The sequence below is a fragment of the Kitasatospora sp. SolWspMP-SS2h genome, from assembly GCF_003259315.1.
Classification (GTDB): domain Bacteria; phylum Actinomycetota; class Actinomycetes; order Streptomycetales; family Streptomycetaceae; genus Kitasatospora; species Kitasatospora fiedleri.
The window spans coordinates 32,770-49,149 of record NZ_QLLT01000001.1; the positions used below are offsets into that span (position 1 = coordinate 32,770).

A 16,380-nucleotide genomic window follows, 5' to 3' on the forward strand; every position below is an offset into this window, starting at 1 on the left:
GGGAGCCGGTCTCCTTACGGGGCGTCCGGGGCGGCGAGCAGCCGGGCGGCGTCGTCGTCGGACAGGTTGTCGATCTCGGCGACCAGGGCGGCTTCGACGGCCTCGGCGAAAGCGGCCGCGGTGCGGTGGGTGAACAGGGCGCGCAGCGGGACGGCGAGGTCGATCGCGGCGCGGATCCGGGCGACGACCCGGGTGGCGAGCAGGGAGTGGCCGCCGAGGTCGAAGAAGTCGTCGTGGGCGCCGACGGCGGCCACGCCCAGCACCTCCTGCCAGACGTCGGCGACCAGTTCCTCCGCCTCGGTGCGCGGCGGCACGTGCGGCGGGCGGCGGCGGGCGCCGGCCACGGCGTCGGGGGCGGGCAGGGCGCGGCGGTCGAGTTTGCCGTTGGGGGTGAGCGGGAGGGCGTCCAGCGGGACGATCGCGCCGGGGACGGCGTGCGGGGGGAGCGTCCGGGCGAGGGCGGTGCGCAGCGCGTCCGGGTCGAGGCCGGGGCCGACCACGTAGGCGGCCAGGGTGTCGCGGTGCGCGACCACCGCGGCCTGGGTGACGCCCGGGCGGGCGAGCAGCGCGGACTCCACCTCGCCGGGTTCGACCCGGTAGCCGCGGACCTTCACCTGGTCGTCGATCCGGCCGAGGAACTCCAGCGTCCCGTCCGGGAGGCGGCGCACCAGGTCGCCGGTGCGGTAGCGGCGGGCGCCGGGCGGGCCGTCCGGGTCGGGGACGAAGGCGCGGGCGGTGGCGCCGGGGCGGCCGAGGTAGCCGTCCGTCACCCCCGCTCCCCCGATGACCAGTTCGCCCGGGGTGCCGGGCGGCACCGGGGTGCCGTGCCGGTCGAGGACGGCGACCGTGGTGCCGCCGACCGGGCGGCCGATCGGCGGGCGGCGGTGCGCGTCCGCGGGGCCCAGCTCGGCGGTGGTGGCGATGATCGCGGTCTCGGTGGGGCCGTAGGAGTTGACCAGCCGGACGCGCTCCCCGAACCGGGCCCGCCAGGCCGCGACGGCCTCCGGGCGGACCTGGTCGGCGCCCAGCACGAGCAGCTGCAGGCCCGGCGGCCAGGGCGTCTCGTCCAGGTCGGCGACCAGGTGGTGCCAGTACGGGGTGGGCAGGTCGAGCACCGTGAGGCCGGCGCAGTACGGCTCGGCGAGCTGGTCGGGGAGGGCGGCGTCCGGGCGGGCGGTGACCAGGACGGCCCCGGCGGCGAGCGCCGGGAACACCTCCTCGGCGCTGGTGTCGAAGGACAGGGTGGCGTACTGCAGGACGCGGTCGTCGGCCGTCAGGCCGTACCCGTCGCGCATCCAGGCCACCCGGGCGGCCAGGGCGCGGTGCGGGACGAGGACGCCCTTGGGGGTGCCGGTGGAGCCGGAGGTGTAGATCAGGTAGGCGGGGTCCTCGGGGGCGGCCGGGCTCTCCTCGGGCACGCTCTCCTCCGGCACCTCGGGGGCGGCCGGGGCCGGGGGCTGCGGCCCGTCGGCGGCGAGCACCGGGAGGTCGGCGCGCACGCCGTCCGGGAGGGTGCCGTCCTCGGTGAGCAGCACGGCGGCGCCGCTGTCGGCGAGCATGAACGCCAGCCGGGACGGCGGGTAGCCGGGGTCCAGCGGGAGGTAGCCGGCGCCCAGCCGCCAGGCCGCCAGCATCGCGGTCACGGCGCGCGGGCCGCGCGGCAGGCAGAGCGCGACCAGGTCGCCGCGGCGCACGCCGTGGGCGGCGAGCCGGGCGGCCAGCGCCCGGGAGGCGGCGGCGAGCCCGGCCCGGGTGAGCGTCCCGTCCGGGCCGACCACCGCCGGGGCGTCCGGGCGCCGGCTGGCGGCCAGGTCGACGGCGGCCAGGACGGTGGGCGGTCCGGCCGGGAGCGCGGGCCCGCGGGCCCCGTCGGCCAGCAGGGCGCGGTCGGCGTCGGTCAGCAGCGGCAGCCGGTGCACCGGGGTGTCCGGGGCGGCGAGGGCGGCGCGCAGCAGGGTCTCGAACCGGGCGGCGAGGGCCGCCGCCGTCGCGGGGTCCAGTAGGTCGGTGCGGTGGCCGAGGACGGCGTGCAGGTCGTCGCCGTCCGGCCGGACGTCCAAGCCGAGTTCGGACTTCGCGGCGGTGTGGCCGGCGTCGGCCTCCGCGCAGCGCAGGTCGGCGAAGGGCTCCTCGCCGAGTTCGCCGCCGGTGTGGGTGTGCACGGTGAGCATGGTCTGGAAGACCGGCGCGCGGTCCGGGTCCCGGTCGGCGCCCAGTGCGTCGAGGAGCCGTTCGAAGGGGACGCGCCGGTGGCTCAGCGCGCGCGTCCACTCGCCGCGGACGGCGCGCAGCAGGGCGTCGAAGGTGGGCGCCCCGGAGAGGTCGGCGCGCAGCACGAGCGCCGAGGAGCAGTACCCGACGACCCGTTCGCTCTCCACGGTGTCCCGGGCGGCGGTGGGCACCCCGACGCAGAAGTCGTCCTGTCCGGTGCACCGGTGCAGCAGGGCCTGGTAGGCGGCGGCGAGCACCATGAACGGCGTCACCCGGCGGGCCCGGGCGAACGACTCCAGGACGGGCCGCAGGCCGCGCAGCACCCGGGTGTGGTAGGCCCCGGCGCTGCTGGGCGCGCCGGTCCGGGGCCGGTCGAGGGGCAGTTCCAGCGGGGGTGCTCCGGCCAGGCGTTCGCGCCAGTGGGCGAGCGCCCGGGCCGCCTCGGGGCCGTCCAGCCAGGCCCGTTCGGCGGCGGCGTGCGCCAGGTAGGAGGGGGCGGGCGGGAGTTCGGCGCTGCGGCCCTCCCGGTGCGCGGCGTAGTGCGCGGCGAGTTCGGCGCGCAGCAGCCCCAGCGACCAGCCGTCGGCGGCGATGTGGTGCAGCACCAGGGCCAGCAGGTGCTCCTCGTCCCCGGTGCGCAGCAGGGCGGCGCGCAGCGGGGGGTCGGCGGCCAGGTCGAAGGCGGTGTTGCTCAGTTCGGCCAGCGCCGCCTCCGCCTCCCCCGCCGGGGCGCCCCGCAGGTCGCGCTCGTCGAGCCGGACCGGCCCGGGCGGATCGACCAGCACGGCGGGCCGTCCGTCCGCGGCGGGGAACCGGCAGCGCAGGGCCTCGTGCCGGGCGACGACGGCGTCCAGGGCGGTCCGCAGCGCCGCCGGGTCGAGCCGCCCGGTGAGCCGCAGGACGTACGGGATGTTGTACGACGGGTCCTCCGGCTCCAGTTGGGCCAGGAACCAGAGGCGTTCCTGTCCCACCGACAGCGCGGCGGTGGTTTCGGCCACCGGTTCCGGTCCGGTGTTCCCGGTAGGCATGAATCGAGCTCCCCGTTGGTCTTTCCGTGGTGCGCGGTGCAGGGGCCCTCCGACGTCGAGGGCCGTCCCGGCGGCCCCGTCCGGCGGCGGCGCGGGCGGGTGGGGCCGCACGCGGGTACGCCGGTCACCCGGGCCGGGACGTCCGGGCCGGGATGGCTGAAACGGGGCTGCTGTGACACGGCGGATGCTAGGGAGCGAGGAGGCACCCGGTCAATGGTCTGGACCTCCTCCACGTTTCCGGACGTCACCGGGCCGCCGACCGGAACGCTGCCGCGGACCCTGCCGTCGGCCCCGCCGCGGACCCTGCCGCCGACCCGCCGCGTCCTCGTCGGGCCCGGCTTCCGACCCGCCGTGTCCCCACCGCCGATCCGCCACGGCCCCGTCGGGCCCGTCCGCCGCCGGGCGGACGACGAAGTGGCGCCGGGCCCCCTCCTCGGGGCCCGGCGCCACTTCGGCCGCGGTCGGCTGCCGCGCGGTCAGACGCCCGGCGGCAGGGTCGCGTTGGCCACCGTGTCCTGCGCCATCCGGGTGCGGTAGCGCGGCGCCTGGTCGGCCGCCGGGTGGGTCGTCACGTACTCCGCCCCGATCAGCCGGTAGCGGGGGTTGCCGGCGGCCAGGGCCTGGTGCTGCTGGTCGGCCGTGTCCAGGACGCCCGTCCCGGCGGCGGCGGCCTCCGCGATCAGGAAGTCGGCGTACGGCTCGGCGTGCGCGGACAGTTCGTGGTTGAGGATCTCGACGATCGTCCCCGCGAAGGTGGTGGAGGAGCCGGTGGTCACGTTCACCACGATGGTGAGCGCCGCCCCGGGGTTCGCGGCCAGCCACGTCCGCAGCGATCCGGCCGTCTCGGCCGTCAGGTTGTGCTGCTGCTGGCCGCCCGCCGGGACCCCGATCAGCTGGGTGTCCCCGACCGGCATCCGGGCCCGGGCACCGCGCACGACGACGTTGGCGCCCGGCACGTTCGCCAGCTTTCCCAGCAGGGTCGCCCCCAGCACCGCGGGCGCCGGCCACAGCCCCCAGGCCGCGTCGGCCGCGGCGGCCGGCCGGTCGCAGAGCGTGAGCTGGGCCTGCGCCGCCTGGTAGGCCGGGTCGTTCGCGAACAGACCGACGAATTGCAGAGCCATGGTGTACTCCCCCACCGCAGAGGGCGGGCGCCCCCACGCCCGCCCGACCCCCCGACGCCGAGCTCGGCGCGGAGCCGTCATCGTTCCACGCGGCCGATCCGGGCAACAAGTCGCTTGGAGGAAAACGAATATGACAGATCGTCAGTGCCCGGCGGCGAGCAGTGTGTCGGCGACGGCGGTGCGGGCGTACAGGACGGTGCGGCCGGTGCGGTGGGCGGTGGCGAGGCCGGCGGCGCGCAGGGCGGTGAGGTTCTGCGAGACGTGGGCCGGGGAGAGGCCGGTGCGGTGGGCGAGTTCGGTGGTGGTGGCGGGGGCGTCGAGTTCGGCCAGCAGGAGGGTGCGGGCCCGGCCCAGGACGGCGGCGAGGGCCTCGGTGGCCGAGCCGGTGCGGGGCTGCCAGAGGCGGCCGGCGCCGTGGGCGCGGTAGGCGAGTTGGGGCGGGTCGGGCGGGGCGATCCGGGTGGACAGGCCGGGGCCCTTGAAGGCGGTGGGGATCAGGAGCAGTCCGCCGCCCGCGCGGTGGCGGGCCAGGGTCCGGCTCCGGCGCTCCAGGCGGAGCCCGGTGTCGTCCCAACTGATCTGGGGGTGCAGGGTGTTGAGGAGCCGTCCGGTGCCGTGCCGGGCGGCCTGCCGGGAGCGGTGCAGGACGTCGGCGTCCAGCAGGGCGCGGATCCGCGGCCAGTACGGGGCGAGGGCCGTCTCCCAGAAGGCGGCGACCTCCCGGAGGAGTGCGGGCAGCCGGGCGGCCGGGTCGGCGTGCAGGGCGCGCGTCCGGGGGCCGGTGCGGCCCTGGTGGTGGCGGAGGTGGTCGAGGTCGGCGCGGACGCGTTCGGCGGGGGTGGCGGCGATCGCCGCGAGTTCCTCCTCCAGCGCGGGGGCGGGGCCGGCGGGTGCGGGGTTGAGGAAGTCCGGTACGTACGGGGTGCCGGGCGGGAGCAGTTCGGCGAGCCGGCCCCGGTCGAGCGCGGCGGCGGCCACCCGGGGGCGCACCTGGTCGAGCCAGCGCCGGTGCACCGGGTCCGCGGCGCCCGAGGCCAGCAGGCGGTAGCCGGTGGTGAGCTGCCACATCGGGGAGACGGCGAACCGCACCCGCGCCACGTCGCGGGCCGGGAAGGCCAGTTCGGCCAGGACGGCCACCTCCTGCGCTCCGGGGACCGCTCTCCGAGGACTGCGCTCCGGGGACCGCTCTCCGAGGATTCGCAGATGTCCGAATCAGTAGCCACCACTGTAGCCGTCGGCCGATCATCGGCGGCATGACCCCAACCCCACGGACGATCACCGCCGCCGCGGCGGGCAGCTGGACGCTGGGCGACCGCGTGGTCCACCGGATCGGCTTCGGCGCGATGCGGCTGGCCCAGACCGGCGCGGCCCTGGTGCCCGGCGCGGTCGCGCGCGACCGCGGGCAGGCGGTCGGCGTGCTGCGCCGGGCCGTCGAGCTCGGCGTGAACCACCTCGACACCGCGGCCTTCTACTTCTCGCCGCTGCGCTCGGCCAACGAACTGATCAACCGGGCGCTGTCGCCCTACCCCGACGACCTGGTGATCGCCACCAAGGTCGGGCAGCCGCGCGACCCGTCGGGGGCGTGGCTGCCGCACGCCCGGCCGGACCAGCTGCGCGGGCTGGTGGAGGAGAACCTGCGCCAGCTCGGCCGCGACCACCTGGACCTGGTGAACCTCCGGGTGGTGGGCGACGGTTCGGTCGCCGAGCGGTTCGGCGCGTTGGCCGAGCTGCGGACGGCCGGGCTGGTCCGCCACCTCGGCCTGTCCAACGTCCAGCCCCACCAGCTGGCCGAGGCGCAGGGCGTCGCGCCGGTGGTGTGCGTGCAGAACATGTACGGCCTCGGGGTCCGGCCCGAGCAGGACGCCCTCGTCGAGCTGTGCCGCGAACAGGGCGTCGCCTTCGTGCCGTTCTACGCGATCGCGGCGGCGGGACGCCAGTACGGGGCGGGCGCCGAGGAGCACCCGGAGGTGGTCGAGGTCGCCCGGGCGCACGGGGCCTCCCCCGCGCAGGTCCGGATCGCCTGGACGCTGCACCGCGGCCCGCACGTGCTGGCCATCCCCGGCACCGGCGACCCCGCGCACCTGGAGGCCAACGTCGCGGCCGGCGGCCTGCGGCTGTCCGCGGCGGAACTCGCCCAGCTGGACGCGCTGCACCGGCGGTGACCGCCCTGCCGGAGCCCTGCCGGAGCCCTGCCGACGCCCTGTGGGGGCCCTTCCGGCAGGATGGGCGCCGTGACGGACGACATCCGGGGGATCTTCGAGCGGGCCGGCTGCGAGGGCGCGCTGTGTGTCCTCCCGCTGGACGACGACGGCGAGTCCGGCTTCGGTGGGTTCGGCTCCGGCGAGCCCGGCTTCCGCGAGTTCGGCTTCCGCGCCGACGAGCCGTCGGTTCCGGCTTCGGTGGTCAAGGTGCAGGTGGCCCTGGAGGCGGAGACCTGGTTCGCCGAGGGCCGCCTGGACCCCGGCGAGCGGGTGACGCTGAGCGCCGCCGACCGGACCTTCGGCCCGACCGGGACCTCGCTGTTCGAGGACGACGCGGTGCTCTCCTGGCGGGACATGGTCGTCCTGATGCTCACCATCAGCGACAACCACACCACCGACGTGCTGCTGCGGCGGATCGGCGTCGACGCCGTGAACGCGACCGCCGAACGGCTCGGACTGACCGGCACCGCGCTGGAGTCCGACCTGCGGGCCATGCTCGACTCCATCGGTCGGGACCTGGGCCGCACCGGCTGGGCGGACGCGGTGGCCTGGGGGGAGCGGGCGTCGGCGGCCGAGTCGGCCCGGGCCGGGGAACTGCTGCCGACCGCCCGCGCGCTCGACCCGTCCCGGGGGACCCGCACCACCCCGCGCGACATGGCCGAACTGCTGCGGCTGATCTGGACCGACCGGGCCGGACCGGCCGCCGCGTGCGCCCGGGTGCGCACCCTGATGGGCCGTCAGCTGACCCGGCACCGGATCGCGAGCGGCTTCCGGCCGCCGGTGCGGGTCGCGGCCAAGAGCGGCGGCCTGCTCGGTGTGGTCCGCAACGAGGTCGGCGTGATCTCCCACCCCGACGGCCGCCGGTACGCCGCCGCCGTCTTCACCCGCTCCCGGCCGGGCTCGGACGAGACCGCGATCAACGCCGCCATCGGCACCGCCACCGCCCGGGCCGTCGCCGCACTGCGCCGGGAAGACGGCTGACCGGTCCCGTGCCCATCTCCGTCCGGGCTGTCTCCGGCGCGGGATGCCGGTCCGTGGCGTGACATGCCACATTCGGCGCAATCGGTGGCCGTGGCCCCTCCGGCGACCACGCTGGGCCCGTTGACCGCATTGATCGCGTTGATCGCATTGATCACGGCTTGATCATGTCGATCACGGCCCGGATCGGGGAGACCGGTGGTGCGCAGACCGTACGAGGCGCTGTCCGAGCGGGCGCGAGGGGCGGCGCGGCGGCACGCGCCGGCGGGCGGCCGGGTCCGGGGCGTCCTGGCGTCCCAGGGGCCCGCCGCGGCCCGGATCGTGGTCACGGTCGCCGTCGCCTGGCAGGTGGCGCTCTGGCTGGGGGCGGACCAGCCGCCCGTGTACGCGGCCGTCGTCCCGCTGGTGGCCCTGGGCGGCGACCCGGCGACCGCCCTGCGCACCTCGCTGCAGCGGGTGCTGGGCGTCGTGGCGGGGGTGGCGATCGGCATCGCCGCCCTGAACGTCCTGCACCCCTCGACCGGCGCGCTCACCCTGGTCGTCGCCCTGGGCCTGGGCATCGGGATGCTGCTCCGGGTCGGCGGCCCGCCGAACGTCCAGGTCCCGGCCTCCTCCCTGCTGGTCTTCGCCAGCACCTCCCCCGACGCCTACGCCCTCCACCGCCTCTGGGAGACCGCGGCGGGGGCGGCCGTGACCGTCCTGCTCGCGCCGCTGCTGTGGCCCGCCGATCCCCGGCGCGCCCTCACCGCCCTGGCCCGCGACTCGTCCGCCCACCTCACCCGGGCGCTGGCCGGCACCGCCGCCGCCCTCGGCGCCGATCCCGCGGTGGCCCGCGACAACGTCGCCGCCGTCGCCGGCCACGTCGACGCGGTCCACGACAACGCGGCGCGGGCCCGCGAGGCCGCACGCTCCGTCTCCGCTTCAACCCCCTGCACCGCCGGCACCGCGACAGCGCCGAGCGCACCGCCCGGGCCGTCACCGCCGTGGACCGCCTCGCGCCGCACCTGGAGACCCTGGCCGGGGAGGTCGCCGCGTTCACCGCCAGGGACGACCTCGCCCCGGTCGTCACCGACGCCCGGCCGCACCTGCGCGCCCTCACCGCCGCCACCGGCCGGGCGATCACCGGCCTCCTGGAACCCGGCGGGCCCGGACCGGCCCCGGCCACCGTCCGCGACGCCCTCGCCGCCTACGCCCGCGCCGACTCCCGCCCCGCCGCGGTGGCCCTGCGCCGGCCCTTCCAGCAGGTCCTCCCGCTCCTCGACGGCCCCAGTCGAGCCCCGCAGGAACAGGAGGGCGCATGAGAACGCCCCGCCGGGGCATGCGTCGGGTGCGGCGGACGAGGGCCCGGCCAATCCCCCCCTTGCGGCCGGGCCCCCGCCGTACGGGGTCGCCCCGCGCCCGCCGCGCCGGGCGGTCCCGCGTGCGCGGGCGCTACGGGGTGTCGCCCGTCCAGTCCCAGCGGTGCGGGGCGGTGGGGCGGGGGGCGTAGTGCGCGCGGCCTTCGCTGCCGTAGTGGCTGAGGCCGGTGGCGAGGGCGGCCCCGCGTTCGAGGTCGGCCGGGTCCCGTCCGGTGACGTCCAGGAGGAGGCCGTCCAGGGGGCCGCCCACCAGTTCGCGGTACTCGCGGCCGGGGCGCGGGCCGGGGTCCTCGTGGTCGGCGCCGTAGACCCGGCCGCGCAGCAGTTGCTCGTGGTGCTCGTCCATGGGGCACAGCCTGGCACCCCGGGCCGACAAGCGGCGGGGCGCCGACGGGCTTCCGCGCCGCCGACCTGACCGCCGCCCTGACCGCCGACCTGCGCCGACTGCCCACGCCGGCGGGGAGACTCGCGGACGCAGCAGCCCGCGACCACCACCTGTGGCCCGGCCTGCCGCTGGACGACCTCCCCCACCCCGACACCCTGGACGCGGTACTGACGGCCCCGGAGCGGCTGCCGGCCGCCGCCTCCGCCGACAGCCCTGACCCCGATCCCGATCCCGATCCCGCCTGGCCGTCCGGCCCGGGTGCATGTCGTGACCGTCAAGGCGTTGTGCGCGGCCGGTCCGGGGGTAGCGTCCTGGGCATGGACCTTCCCACCACCGTCGAGCGCGCTCGACGCCTCAAGCAGTTGCACGCCGACCACAAGCCGCTCGTGCTACCCACCGTCTGGGACGTGTGGTCGGCGCGGACGGCGGCCGGCGCCGGGTTTCCCGCGCTGACGATCGGCAGTCATCCGCTCGCCGAGTCCCGGGGCGCCGAGGACCACGAGGGGCAGACCTTCGAGGAGGTGCTCGCCGCCGTCAGGCCGATCATCGCGGCCGTCGACGTCCCAGTCTCCGTGGACCTGGAGGCCGGGTACGGGCAGCGGCCGGCCGACCTGATCGCCGGCCTGATCGAGGTCGGCGGCGTCGGCCTCAACATCGAGGACACCGTCCACTCGGACGGCGGGCGGCTGCGCAGCACCGAGGAGCACGCGGAGTACGTCGCCGGGCTGCGCGCGGCGGCCGACGACGCGGGGGTCCCGGTCTGGATCAACGGGCGCACCGACCTCTTCCTGCACGCGCAGGACGCCTCCGCCGTCCTCGACGAGGCGGTCGAACGGCTGCTGGCCCTGGAGCGGGCCGGTGCCGACAGCGTCTACCCGGTGCGCATCCAGGACGACGACGCCCTGCTCACGGCGGTGACCGGCGCCCTCGGCGTCCCCGTCAACTCCACCGCCCACCCCGTCCGGCACGACCTCGACCGCTTCCGCCGCCTCGGCGTCGGCCGGATCACCTACGGCCCGCTGCTCCAGCTCGCGCTGACGGACTCCATGAAGGACATGCTGGGGGCGTGGAAGTCCTAACACCTGGGCCGACTCCCCCGCGTCTCTGCCGATGAGGTGGCGGTACCGGTGTCGGACGGGCGGGCGGAGCGGCTCGCCCGCGCGGACGTGCTCGCCGCGGTGGGCGATCCGCGCGGGGAGGCGATCCGCGTCGACGCGGCCGTGCTCTGGGTACCGTCCCGACGCCCTGACCGGACCAGCCCCCCGCCCGTCCCCGGCCCGTCCTGGCTCGGAGTCCGGACCGGGCGGCGGGGCGGTCAGCCGACCTGCTGGCGGGGCCCGGGGCGGGTGCGGGCGGTGGGGCCGTCCGTGGGGCGGGTGGTGCCGGGGCCAGCGGGGAGGGTGAAGGCGAAGAGCGCGGCGACGAGGGCGACGGCCGCCAGGACGGCGTAGCTGAGCTGGTAGGCGGCCAGCGGCGGGTGGGCGCGCTGCGAACCGCTCGCGCCGAGGACCAGGACCGAGGTGACGACGGCGGGGGCCAGGGCGCTGCCGGTCTGCCGGACGACGGTGTTGAGGGTGGCGGCGTGGGCGACGTCGGCGCGGGCGATGGTGCTGAAGGAGGCGATGGTGGTGGGGATGAAGACCGCGCCCATGGCCAGGCCGAGCAGGAACATGTAGCCGCGGAAGGCCCACAGGCCGGTGTCGGCGTCGGCGGTGGCGAACAGCAGCATCACGCCGGCGACGCCGAGCAGGCCGGTGCCGATGATCGGGCGCGGTCCGGTCCGGTGGTGGACCGCGCCGACCACCTGCATCGTCACCAGGACGCCGAACGCCTCGGTGAAGGTGGTGCTGCCGCTCTCCAGCGCCGTGCCGCCGCGGGCCTCCTGGATGAAGATCGGGCCGAGGAACATGGCGCCCATCATCGGCACGTAGCCGACCAGGCTGACCAGGTTGGTGTCGCGGAACAGCCGGTCGCGGAACAGCCGCAGCCGCAGGATCGGCTCGGGCGTGCGGAGTTGGTGCCGGACGGCGACCGCGAGCAGGACGGCGCCGGCGGCCAGGGTGCCGAGCACCTGCGGCCGGGTCCAGCCGAGGTCGGGACCCGCGCAGACGCCGTACATCAGGGCGGCGGTGCCCGCGCCGCACAGCAGCAGGCCGGGCAGGTCGAGGCGGCCGGCGGCGTGGTCGCGGTGCTCGGCCAGGAAGAGCGCGCCGAACAGGACCGCCGCGGCGCCGAAGGGCACGTTGACGTAGAACACCCAGCGCCAGGACAGGCCGGTGATCAGCAGGCCGCCCAGCAGCGGGGCGATCGCCGGGGCGATCTGCTGCGGGATGACCATCAGCCGGGACAGCCTGACCTGCTCGGCCTGGCTGAAGGTGCGGAAGAGCAGGGCCTGCGAGGTCGGCATGAGCGGACCGGCGGCCAGGCCCTGGAGGGCGCGGGCACCGACCAGGGCGGTCAGGTTCGGGGCGGCGCCGCACAGGGCGCTGGCGGCGGTGAAGGCGGAGAGCGACAGCAGCATCAGGCGGCGTCCGCCGTGGCGTTCCACCAGCCAGGCGGAGGCGGGGATCATCATGCCCAGGCAGACGGGGTAGATCACGACGACGCCGGTGAGGGCGGCCGGGGTCAGGTCGAACTGCCGGGCGATGCTGGGGAGGGCGACGGTGGTGATCGCCCCGTCGACGATGCAGATGAAGGTGGTCAGGACAGCCATGATGGGCACGACACGGCGCTGGCCCAGGCGGGTGCTCATAGAAGCTGAGCATACTCAGTATGAGTATGCTCATGAAGTCCGAGGGCCCGGCGGGAACGCACCGGATTCCGCAGCGGAACCGGACGAGGATGGGGAGCACACGGCATGGCAGCGGAAGCGAAGGCGCGGCACCGGTTCGGCAGCAGCGACGTCCTGATCGACGAACTGTTCGCCACCACCCAGCAGTTGCGCACCTTCGTGGACGGCCGGCTGCGCGAGCACGGCGCCTCGGTGGCCCGGCTGCGGACCCTGCGCGTCCTGGCCCTGGCGGGCGGCCCGCTGCGCATGCGCGACCTCGCCGAGTACGTGGGCAACGCCCCCCGCACGACCACCACGATCGTCGACAGCCTCGAACGCGACGGCCTGGTCGAACGCGTCCGGCACCCCTCCGACCGGCGCGCGTTCCTGCTGACCCTCACCGCGGAGGGCGTGCGCCGCCACCGCGAGGCCGAGGAACTCGACCGCGCCGCCCTCGCCGCGGCCACCGGCGCCCTCGACGCCGCCGAACGCGAGCAGCTGCGCACCCTGCTCGGCCGCATCCGCACCGCCGTCGCCGACACCGGCAGTGACGGCAGTGACGGCAGTGACGGCGGCGGCAACAGCGACGACGTCCACGACACCCACGGGTGAAAGTCCGCCCGCAGGGGTCAGGTCGACCGCCCTCCACGCCGAAAGGGTTCGTGAACAGAAGGAGGGGGTCGTCGTGCGCTACGTCCTGCTGGGTCTCGGACTCGCCTGCCCGGTGGCGGCCCTGGTCGTCTTCCTCGCCGCGGCCCGGGCGGGCCGCCGCAGCGACGAGGACGAACCGGACTGAGCCCGGGGCCCCGGAGCCGAGCGGACCGGGGCCGAGCCGGCCGGGGCCGGGCGGGACGCGGCCGGGCGAGACGCGGCCGGGCGAGACGCAGGCGGACGGCCCGGAGGCTCAGCGAGTGGTGGCGAGGGCCTCGGCGATGGTGGCGGACAGCGGGGTGGTGGGGCGGCCGATCAGGCGGGAGAGGTCGCCGCTGCCGCCGGCCAGCAGGCCGCGGGAGATGCCGGAGACGTCGACGTCGACCAGGATCTCGGCCAGCTGCGGGGGCAGGCCCGCGCCGGTGAGCACGCCGAGGTTGACCTCGGCCGGCAGCTCGTGGTGGGCGACCTGGCGGCCGCTCTGCCGGGAGAGTTCGGCGGCGTACTCCTCCAGCGTCCAGGCGGTGTCGCCGCTGAGCTCGTAGACCCGGTTCTCGTGGCCCTCGCCGGTCAGCACCTCGGCCGCGGCGGCGGCGTAGTCGGCGCGGGACGCCGAGCCGATCCGGCCGCCGGCGGTGCTGCCGGCCACGCCGTGCTCCAGCTGGACCGGGATCAGCGCGGTGTAGTTCTCGGTGTACCAGCCGTTGCGCAGGAAGGTGTACGGCAGGCCGGAGTCGAGGATCAGCTGCTCGGTGGCCTTGTGCTCGTCCGCGAGCCGGAAGTCGGCGTCCGGGCCGCCGAGCACCCCGGTGTAGACCAGCCGGGCGGCCCCGGCGGCCTTCGCGGCCTCGATCACGGCGGTGTGCTGGGCGACCCGGCGGCCGACCTCGCTGCCGGAGACCAGCAGCACGGTGTCGCCGGGGCGGATCGCCGCGGCCACCGTCTCGGGCCGGTCGTAGTCGGCGATCCGCAGTTCGACGCCGCGGGCGGCCAGGTCGGCGGCCCGGCCCTCGTCGCGGACGGCGGCGGCGACCTCGGCGGCCGGGACGCGGGCCAGCAGGGCGTCGATGACGAGACGGCCCAGCTGACCGGTGGCGCCGGTGACGACGATGCTCATGGTGATGCAACTCCTGAGGTGGGACAACGCTTGGATCCCCACCCTAGGAAAGTCACTAACCATTCGGAAGTACCCACTTTCAGGTAAGGTACTTCCATGAACATCAGGGTGAAGGAGCTGACCGGCGGGATCCCCGTGGACGTCAACTCGGTCTGCTGCCCCTCGCGCGGCATCCTGGAGCACGTCACCAGCCGCTGGGCGGTGCTGGTGCTGGCCGTCCTGCTGGACGGCACCCACCGGTTCAGCGAACTGCGCCGCGCGGTGGGCGGAGTGAGCGAGAAGATGCTCGCCCAGACCCTGCAGACGCTGGAGCAGGACGGCCTGGTCCACCGGGAGGCGTACCCCGTCATCCCGCCGCGGGTCGACTACTCGCTGACCCCGCTCGGCGAGGAGGCCGCCCAGCACGTCTGGACGCTGGCCCGCTGGGCCGAGACCCGCACCCCCGAGGTCCTGGCGGCCCGAGCGTCCCACGCCGAACGTGCGACGCGAGACGGCAAGGGGAAGGGCGTCAAAGCTGAAGCCGCAGGGGCGAAGGCCGCCGCGGTGAAGGGCGTCTGACCGGAGCGGCGGGCGGCGGCGGCCGTGCCCGGGGCGGGCGCGTCCGGGGTGGTCACTCCCCCGGGGTGGTGCGCAGGAAGTGGTGGAGTGAGGCGGCCATCGCGGTGACGAACGCCTCGCGCTGCGGTGGTGGGACGACGTCCAGCGAGAGGTAGGGGTTGAGGTCCTCCAGTTCGACCAGGAGGAGTTCGCCGGTGGCGGTGCGGCAGGCGTCGACGCGCTGGATGCCGTGGTCGAGGGTGTTCCAGGCGATGAACCGGCGGGCGAAGTCCAGGTCGTCCGCGGTGGGGCGGTAGGGCGTCAGCTCCCAGCGGCGGGACGGGTCGGGAGCGTGCAGGGCGTACTGGAAGGCGTCGTCGACGAAGTAGAACGAGACCTCGTAGCGGAAGTCGACCAGTGGCTGGACGAGCATGCCGTCCCAGGAGGGGGCCGGGCCGGGGGCGCGGTCGGTCAGTTCGGCGCGGTCGACCACGGAGAGGCCGATCGAGTCGGCGCCGGCCTTGGGCTTGACCACGTAGCGCTCGACCGGGGGCAGCAGGTGGAGGTCGGCGGGGCGGTCGACGGTGGGGATGACCGGGTGGCCGGCCGCGGTGAGGTCGAGCAGGTAGTCCTTGCCGGCCATGTCGCCGCGGCCGGTCAGCGGGTTGTAGACCCGGGTGCCGCGTTCGGCGGCCCGGCGGCGGAAGGCGTCGAACTGCTCGCGGTAGTGCAGCACCGGCCCGCTGTTGCGGATGACGACCGCGTCGAAGCCGTCCATCAGGGCGGCGGCGTCGCGCGGGTGGCACAGCGCCAGGTCGAACCCCTCGCGCAGCCGCGCGGTCAGGAGGATGTCCTCGTCGCAGTACCGGCGTCCCCGGGCCGGGTACGCGAGGTCGGTGACGAACAGGATTCCGGAACGCTCACGCACGCTGCCGTCCTCTCCCGGTGGGCGGAGCGGTCACTCTACGCGGCCCCGGACGGGCGGCGGCCGGAGGGTCCGCCCCGGGGGCGGGGCCCGGACGGCCTCGGGGGTGGCGCCGGGGGAAGCGGCCGGGAAACCGGGGGCCATCGGGGGACACGGGGCGACACCGGGGGACACCGGGGGACACGGGCGGACCCGGGGCGTACGACAGGCGCACGGGAGCACGGGGCGGGCCGGAAGGGCGCAGGGGATCACGGGGAGAGCACCGGAGGCCGAGGGGAACGGATCGTTCCATATCGGTACATGCGGGGGTGCAGCGGGCACGTCACGACCACATGTGCGCCGGTCCGGGCGGTTCGGCATATGACCGGGGCCTTTTCTAATTCGCTCACTTGAATGATTACGGACCGGTAACGTGGCGATCACCGGGACCGGCCTCGACACATCGAATGACGTGATAGGAATAGATATGTTTTTCGGGGGCAGTCGTGCCCCGGCGCATCACATCCATGACATCTGCGCTGGGTTGTGCGCTGGGTTGTGCGCCGGGCGGTTTTCGGGGGGTTCCGCACCGGAGTGCCGCCGCCCCCGGACCGCAGCACGCTCGAAACGCGGAACGGCGACCGAGACAAGGCGATACAAGGGGTGGGCAACGTGAGCAATCCTTTCGATGACGAATCCGGGCGCTTCGTCGTGCTGGTGAACGCGGAGGCGCAGTACTCGCTCTGGCCCGCGCACATCGAGGTCCCGGGCGGCTGGGACCAGGTGGGCGCCGAGGGGTCGCGGGAGGAGTGCGTGGAGCGGATCGACCGCCTGTGGACCGACATGCGCCCGGCCGGCCTGGTCGCGGCCATGGAGTCCGACACCGACTGACCAGCGTTCCGGCCGTCCGAGCGGTCCGGCCGTCCGATCCGATCATCTTGATCTGATCATCTTATTTATGGGATTTCTGCCCCGGGCCCGGCGGCACCTTCCACGGGCCCGGCAGCAATCCCTCCATTCAGTGGGAATTCACCCCGCGGACGCGCCCCGGCCGACCGCGCGCTCCACCGTGTCCGCAGTTCTTCCCATTCGTCACTGGAAAACCTCACCGAAGGTGTC

The 16,380-nt window shown here is 75.8% G+C and carries 14 protein-coding genes and 1 pseudogene; 8 read left to right on the top strand and 7 right to left on the bottom strand.

All coding sequences use genetic code 11. The features are described from left to right. Window positions 1-14: 14 nt before the first annotated feature. From K353_RS00140 to K353_RS00150, 3 genes are all read right to left on the bottom strand, one after another. Window positions 15-3,239, bottom strand: a complete 3,225-nt coding sequence (locus K353_RS00140) for a non-ribosomal peptide synthetase (RefSeq protein WP_111551471.1) — start codon at window positions 3,237-3,239, stop codon at window positions 15-17. Between the two features lie 476 nt (window positions 3,240-3,715). Next, window positions 3,716-4,360 carry a hypothetical protein gene (locus K353_RS00145; RefSeq protein ID WP_111551472.1) on the bottom strand — a complete coding sequence of 215 codons (645 nt, stop codon included), beginning with the start codon at window positions 4,358-4,360 and terminating at the stop codon, window positions 3,716-3,718. 141 nt (window positions 4,361-4,501) lie between these two features. Then, window positions 4,502-5,497, bottom strand: coding sequence for a DUF5937 family protein (locus tag K353_RS00150; protein WP_233533261.1), 996 nt, complete (start codon window positions 5,495-5,497; stop codon window positions 4,502-4,504). Window positions 5,498-5,613: 116 nt separating this feature from the next. Here K353_RS00150 and K353_RS00155 point away from each other — a divergent pair, with 116 nt between their 5' ends. The 4 genes and pseudogenes from K353_RS00155 (at window position 5,614) to K353_RS00175 (ending at window position 8,840) form a co-directional block, all read left to right on the top strand. Then, complete coding sequence (locus K353_RS00155; protein ID WP_111551473.1) at window positions 5,614-6,522, top strand: oxidoreductase; 909 nt, start codon at window positions 5,614-5,616, stop codon at window positions 6,520-6,522. Window positions 6,523-6,591: 69 nt separating this feature from the next. Further along, entirely contained in the window at window positions 6,592-7,542 is a 951-nt protein-coding gene (locus tag K353_RS00160; protein ID WP_158585300.1) for a serine hydrolase, read from the top strand. Window positions 7,543-7,887: 345 nt separating this feature from the next. After that, window positions 7,888-8,229 (top strand): annotated as a pseudogene (locus tag K353_RS37065) (FUSC family protein); the annotation flags it as partial. A 293-nt stretch (window positions 8,230-8,522) separates the two neighbouring features. Further along, complete coding sequence (locus tag K353_RS00175; protein ID WP_111551476.1) at window positions 8,523-8,840, top strand: hypothetical protein; 318 nt, start codon at window positions 8,523-8,525, stop codon at window positions 8,838-8,840. 130 nt (window positions 8,841-8,970) lie between these two features. Here K353_RS00175 and K353_RS00180 read toward each other — a convergent pair whose 3' ends face one another. Next, window positions 8,971-9,243 (bottom strand): hypothetical protein, encoded by a 273-nt coding sequence (locus K353_RS00180; protein ID WP_111551477.1) that lies wholly within the window; start codon window positions 9,241-9,243, stop codon window positions 8,971-8,973. 356 nt (window positions 9,244-9,599) lie between these two features. Between K353_RS00180 and K353_RS00185 the strand changes: the two genes are divergently transcribed. Then, window positions 9,600-10,361, top strand: a complete 762-nt coding sequence (locus K353_RS00185; protein WP_111551478.1) for an isocitrate lyase/phosphoenolpyruvate mutase family protein — start codon at window positions 9,600-9,602, stop codon at window positions 10,359-10,361. 236 nt (window positions 10,362-10,597) lie between these two features. Here the strand turns inward: K353_RS00185 and K353_RS00190 are convergent, their stop codons facing one another. Further along, window positions 10,598-12,034 (bottom strand): DHA2 family efflux MFS transporter permease subunit, encoded by a 1,437-nt coding sequence (locus K353_RS00190; protein WP_111551479.1) that lies wholly within the window; start codon window positions 12,032-12,034, stop codon window positions 10,598-10,600. Window positions 12,035-12,139: 105 nt separating this feature from the next. Between K353_RS00190 and K353_RS00195 the strand changes: the two genes are divergently transcribed. Next, complete coding sequence (locus K353_RS00195) at window positions 12,140-12,664, top strand: MarR family winged helix-turn-helix transcriptional regulator (RefSeq protein WP_111551480.1); 525 nt, start codon at window positions 12,140-12,142, stop codon at window positions 12,662-12,664. Window positions 12,665-12,956: 292 nt separating this feature from the next. On the opposite strand, the gene K353_RS00200 is transcribed toward K353_RS00195, so the two are convergent. Continuing rightward, the gene (locus K353_RS00200; protein WP_111551481.1) at window positions 12,957-13,820 is read right to left on the bottom strand and encodes an NAD(P)H-binding protein; all 864 of its coding nucleotides are present in this window, start codon (window positions 13,818-13,820) and stop codon (window positions 12,957-12,959) included. Between the two features lie 96 nt (window positions 13,821-13,916). On the opposite strand from K353_RS00200, the gene K353_RS00205 reads away from it, so the two are divergent. Beyond that, on the top strand, window positions 13,917-14,378 hold the full coding sequence (locus K353_RS00205; RefSeq protein WP_111551482.1) for a helix-turn-helix domain-containing protein: 462 nt from the start codon (window positions 13,917-13,919) through the stop codon (window positions 14,376-14,378). Between the two features lie 52 nt (window positions 14,379-14,430). On the opposite strand, the gene K353_RS00210 is transcribed toward K353_RS00205, so the two are convergent. After that, complete coding sequence (locus tag K353_RS00210; RefSeq protein ID WP_111551483.1) at window positions 14,431-15,285, bottom strand: hypothetical protein; 855 nt, start codon at window positions 15,283-15,285, stop codon at window positions 14,431-14,433. Window positions 15,286-15,933: 648 nt separating this feature from the next. Between K353_RS00210 and K353_RS00215 the strand changes: the two genes are divergently transcribed. Beyond that, a complete protein-coding gene (locus K353_RS00215) occupies window positions 15,934-16,152 on the top strand; it encodes an MbtH family protein (RefSeq protein ID WP_111551819.1) in 219 nt (72 codons plus the stop codon). Window positions 16,153-16,380 lie beyond the last annotated feature (228 nt).

Bases quoted from the DNA above. Each gene is read 5' to 3' on its own strand.
- K353_RS00190 (WP_111551479.1), bottom strand. From the start codon at position 12,034: ATGAGCACCCGCCTGGGCCAGCGCCGTGTCGTGCCCATCATGGCTGTC.
- K353_RS00145 (WP_111551472.1), bottom strand. From the start codon at position 4,360: ATGGCTCTGCAATTCGTCGGTCTGTTCGCGAACGACCCGGCCTACCAG.
- K353_RS00185 (WP_111551478.1), top strand. From the start codon at position 9,600: ATGGACCTTCCCACCACCGTCGAGCGCGCTCGACGCCTCAAGCAGTTG.
- K353_RS00180 (WP_111551477.1), bottom strand. From the start codon at position 9,243: ATGGACGAGCACCACGAGCAACTGCTGCGCGGCCGGGTCTACGGCGCC.
- K353_RS00195 (WP_111551480.1), top strand. From the start codon at position 12,140: ATGGCAGCGGAAGCGAAGGCGCGGCACCGGTTCGGCAGCAGCGACGTC.
- K353_RS00200 (WP_111551481.1), bottom strand. From the start codon at position 13,820: ATGAGCATCGTCGTCACCGGCGCCACCGGTCAGCTGGGCCGTCTCGTC.
- K353_RS00155 (WP_111551473.1), top strand. From the start codon at position 5,614: ATGACCCCAACCCCACGGACGATCACCGCCGCCGCGGCGGGCAGCTGG.
- K353_RS00205 (WP_111551482.1), top strand. From the start codon at position 13,917: ATGAACATCAGGGTGAAGGAGCTGACCGGCGGGATCCCCGTGGACGTC.
- K353_RS00140 (WP_111551471.1), bottom strand. From the start codon at position 3,239: ATGCCTACCGGGAACACCGGACCGGAACCGGTGGCCGAAACCACCGCC.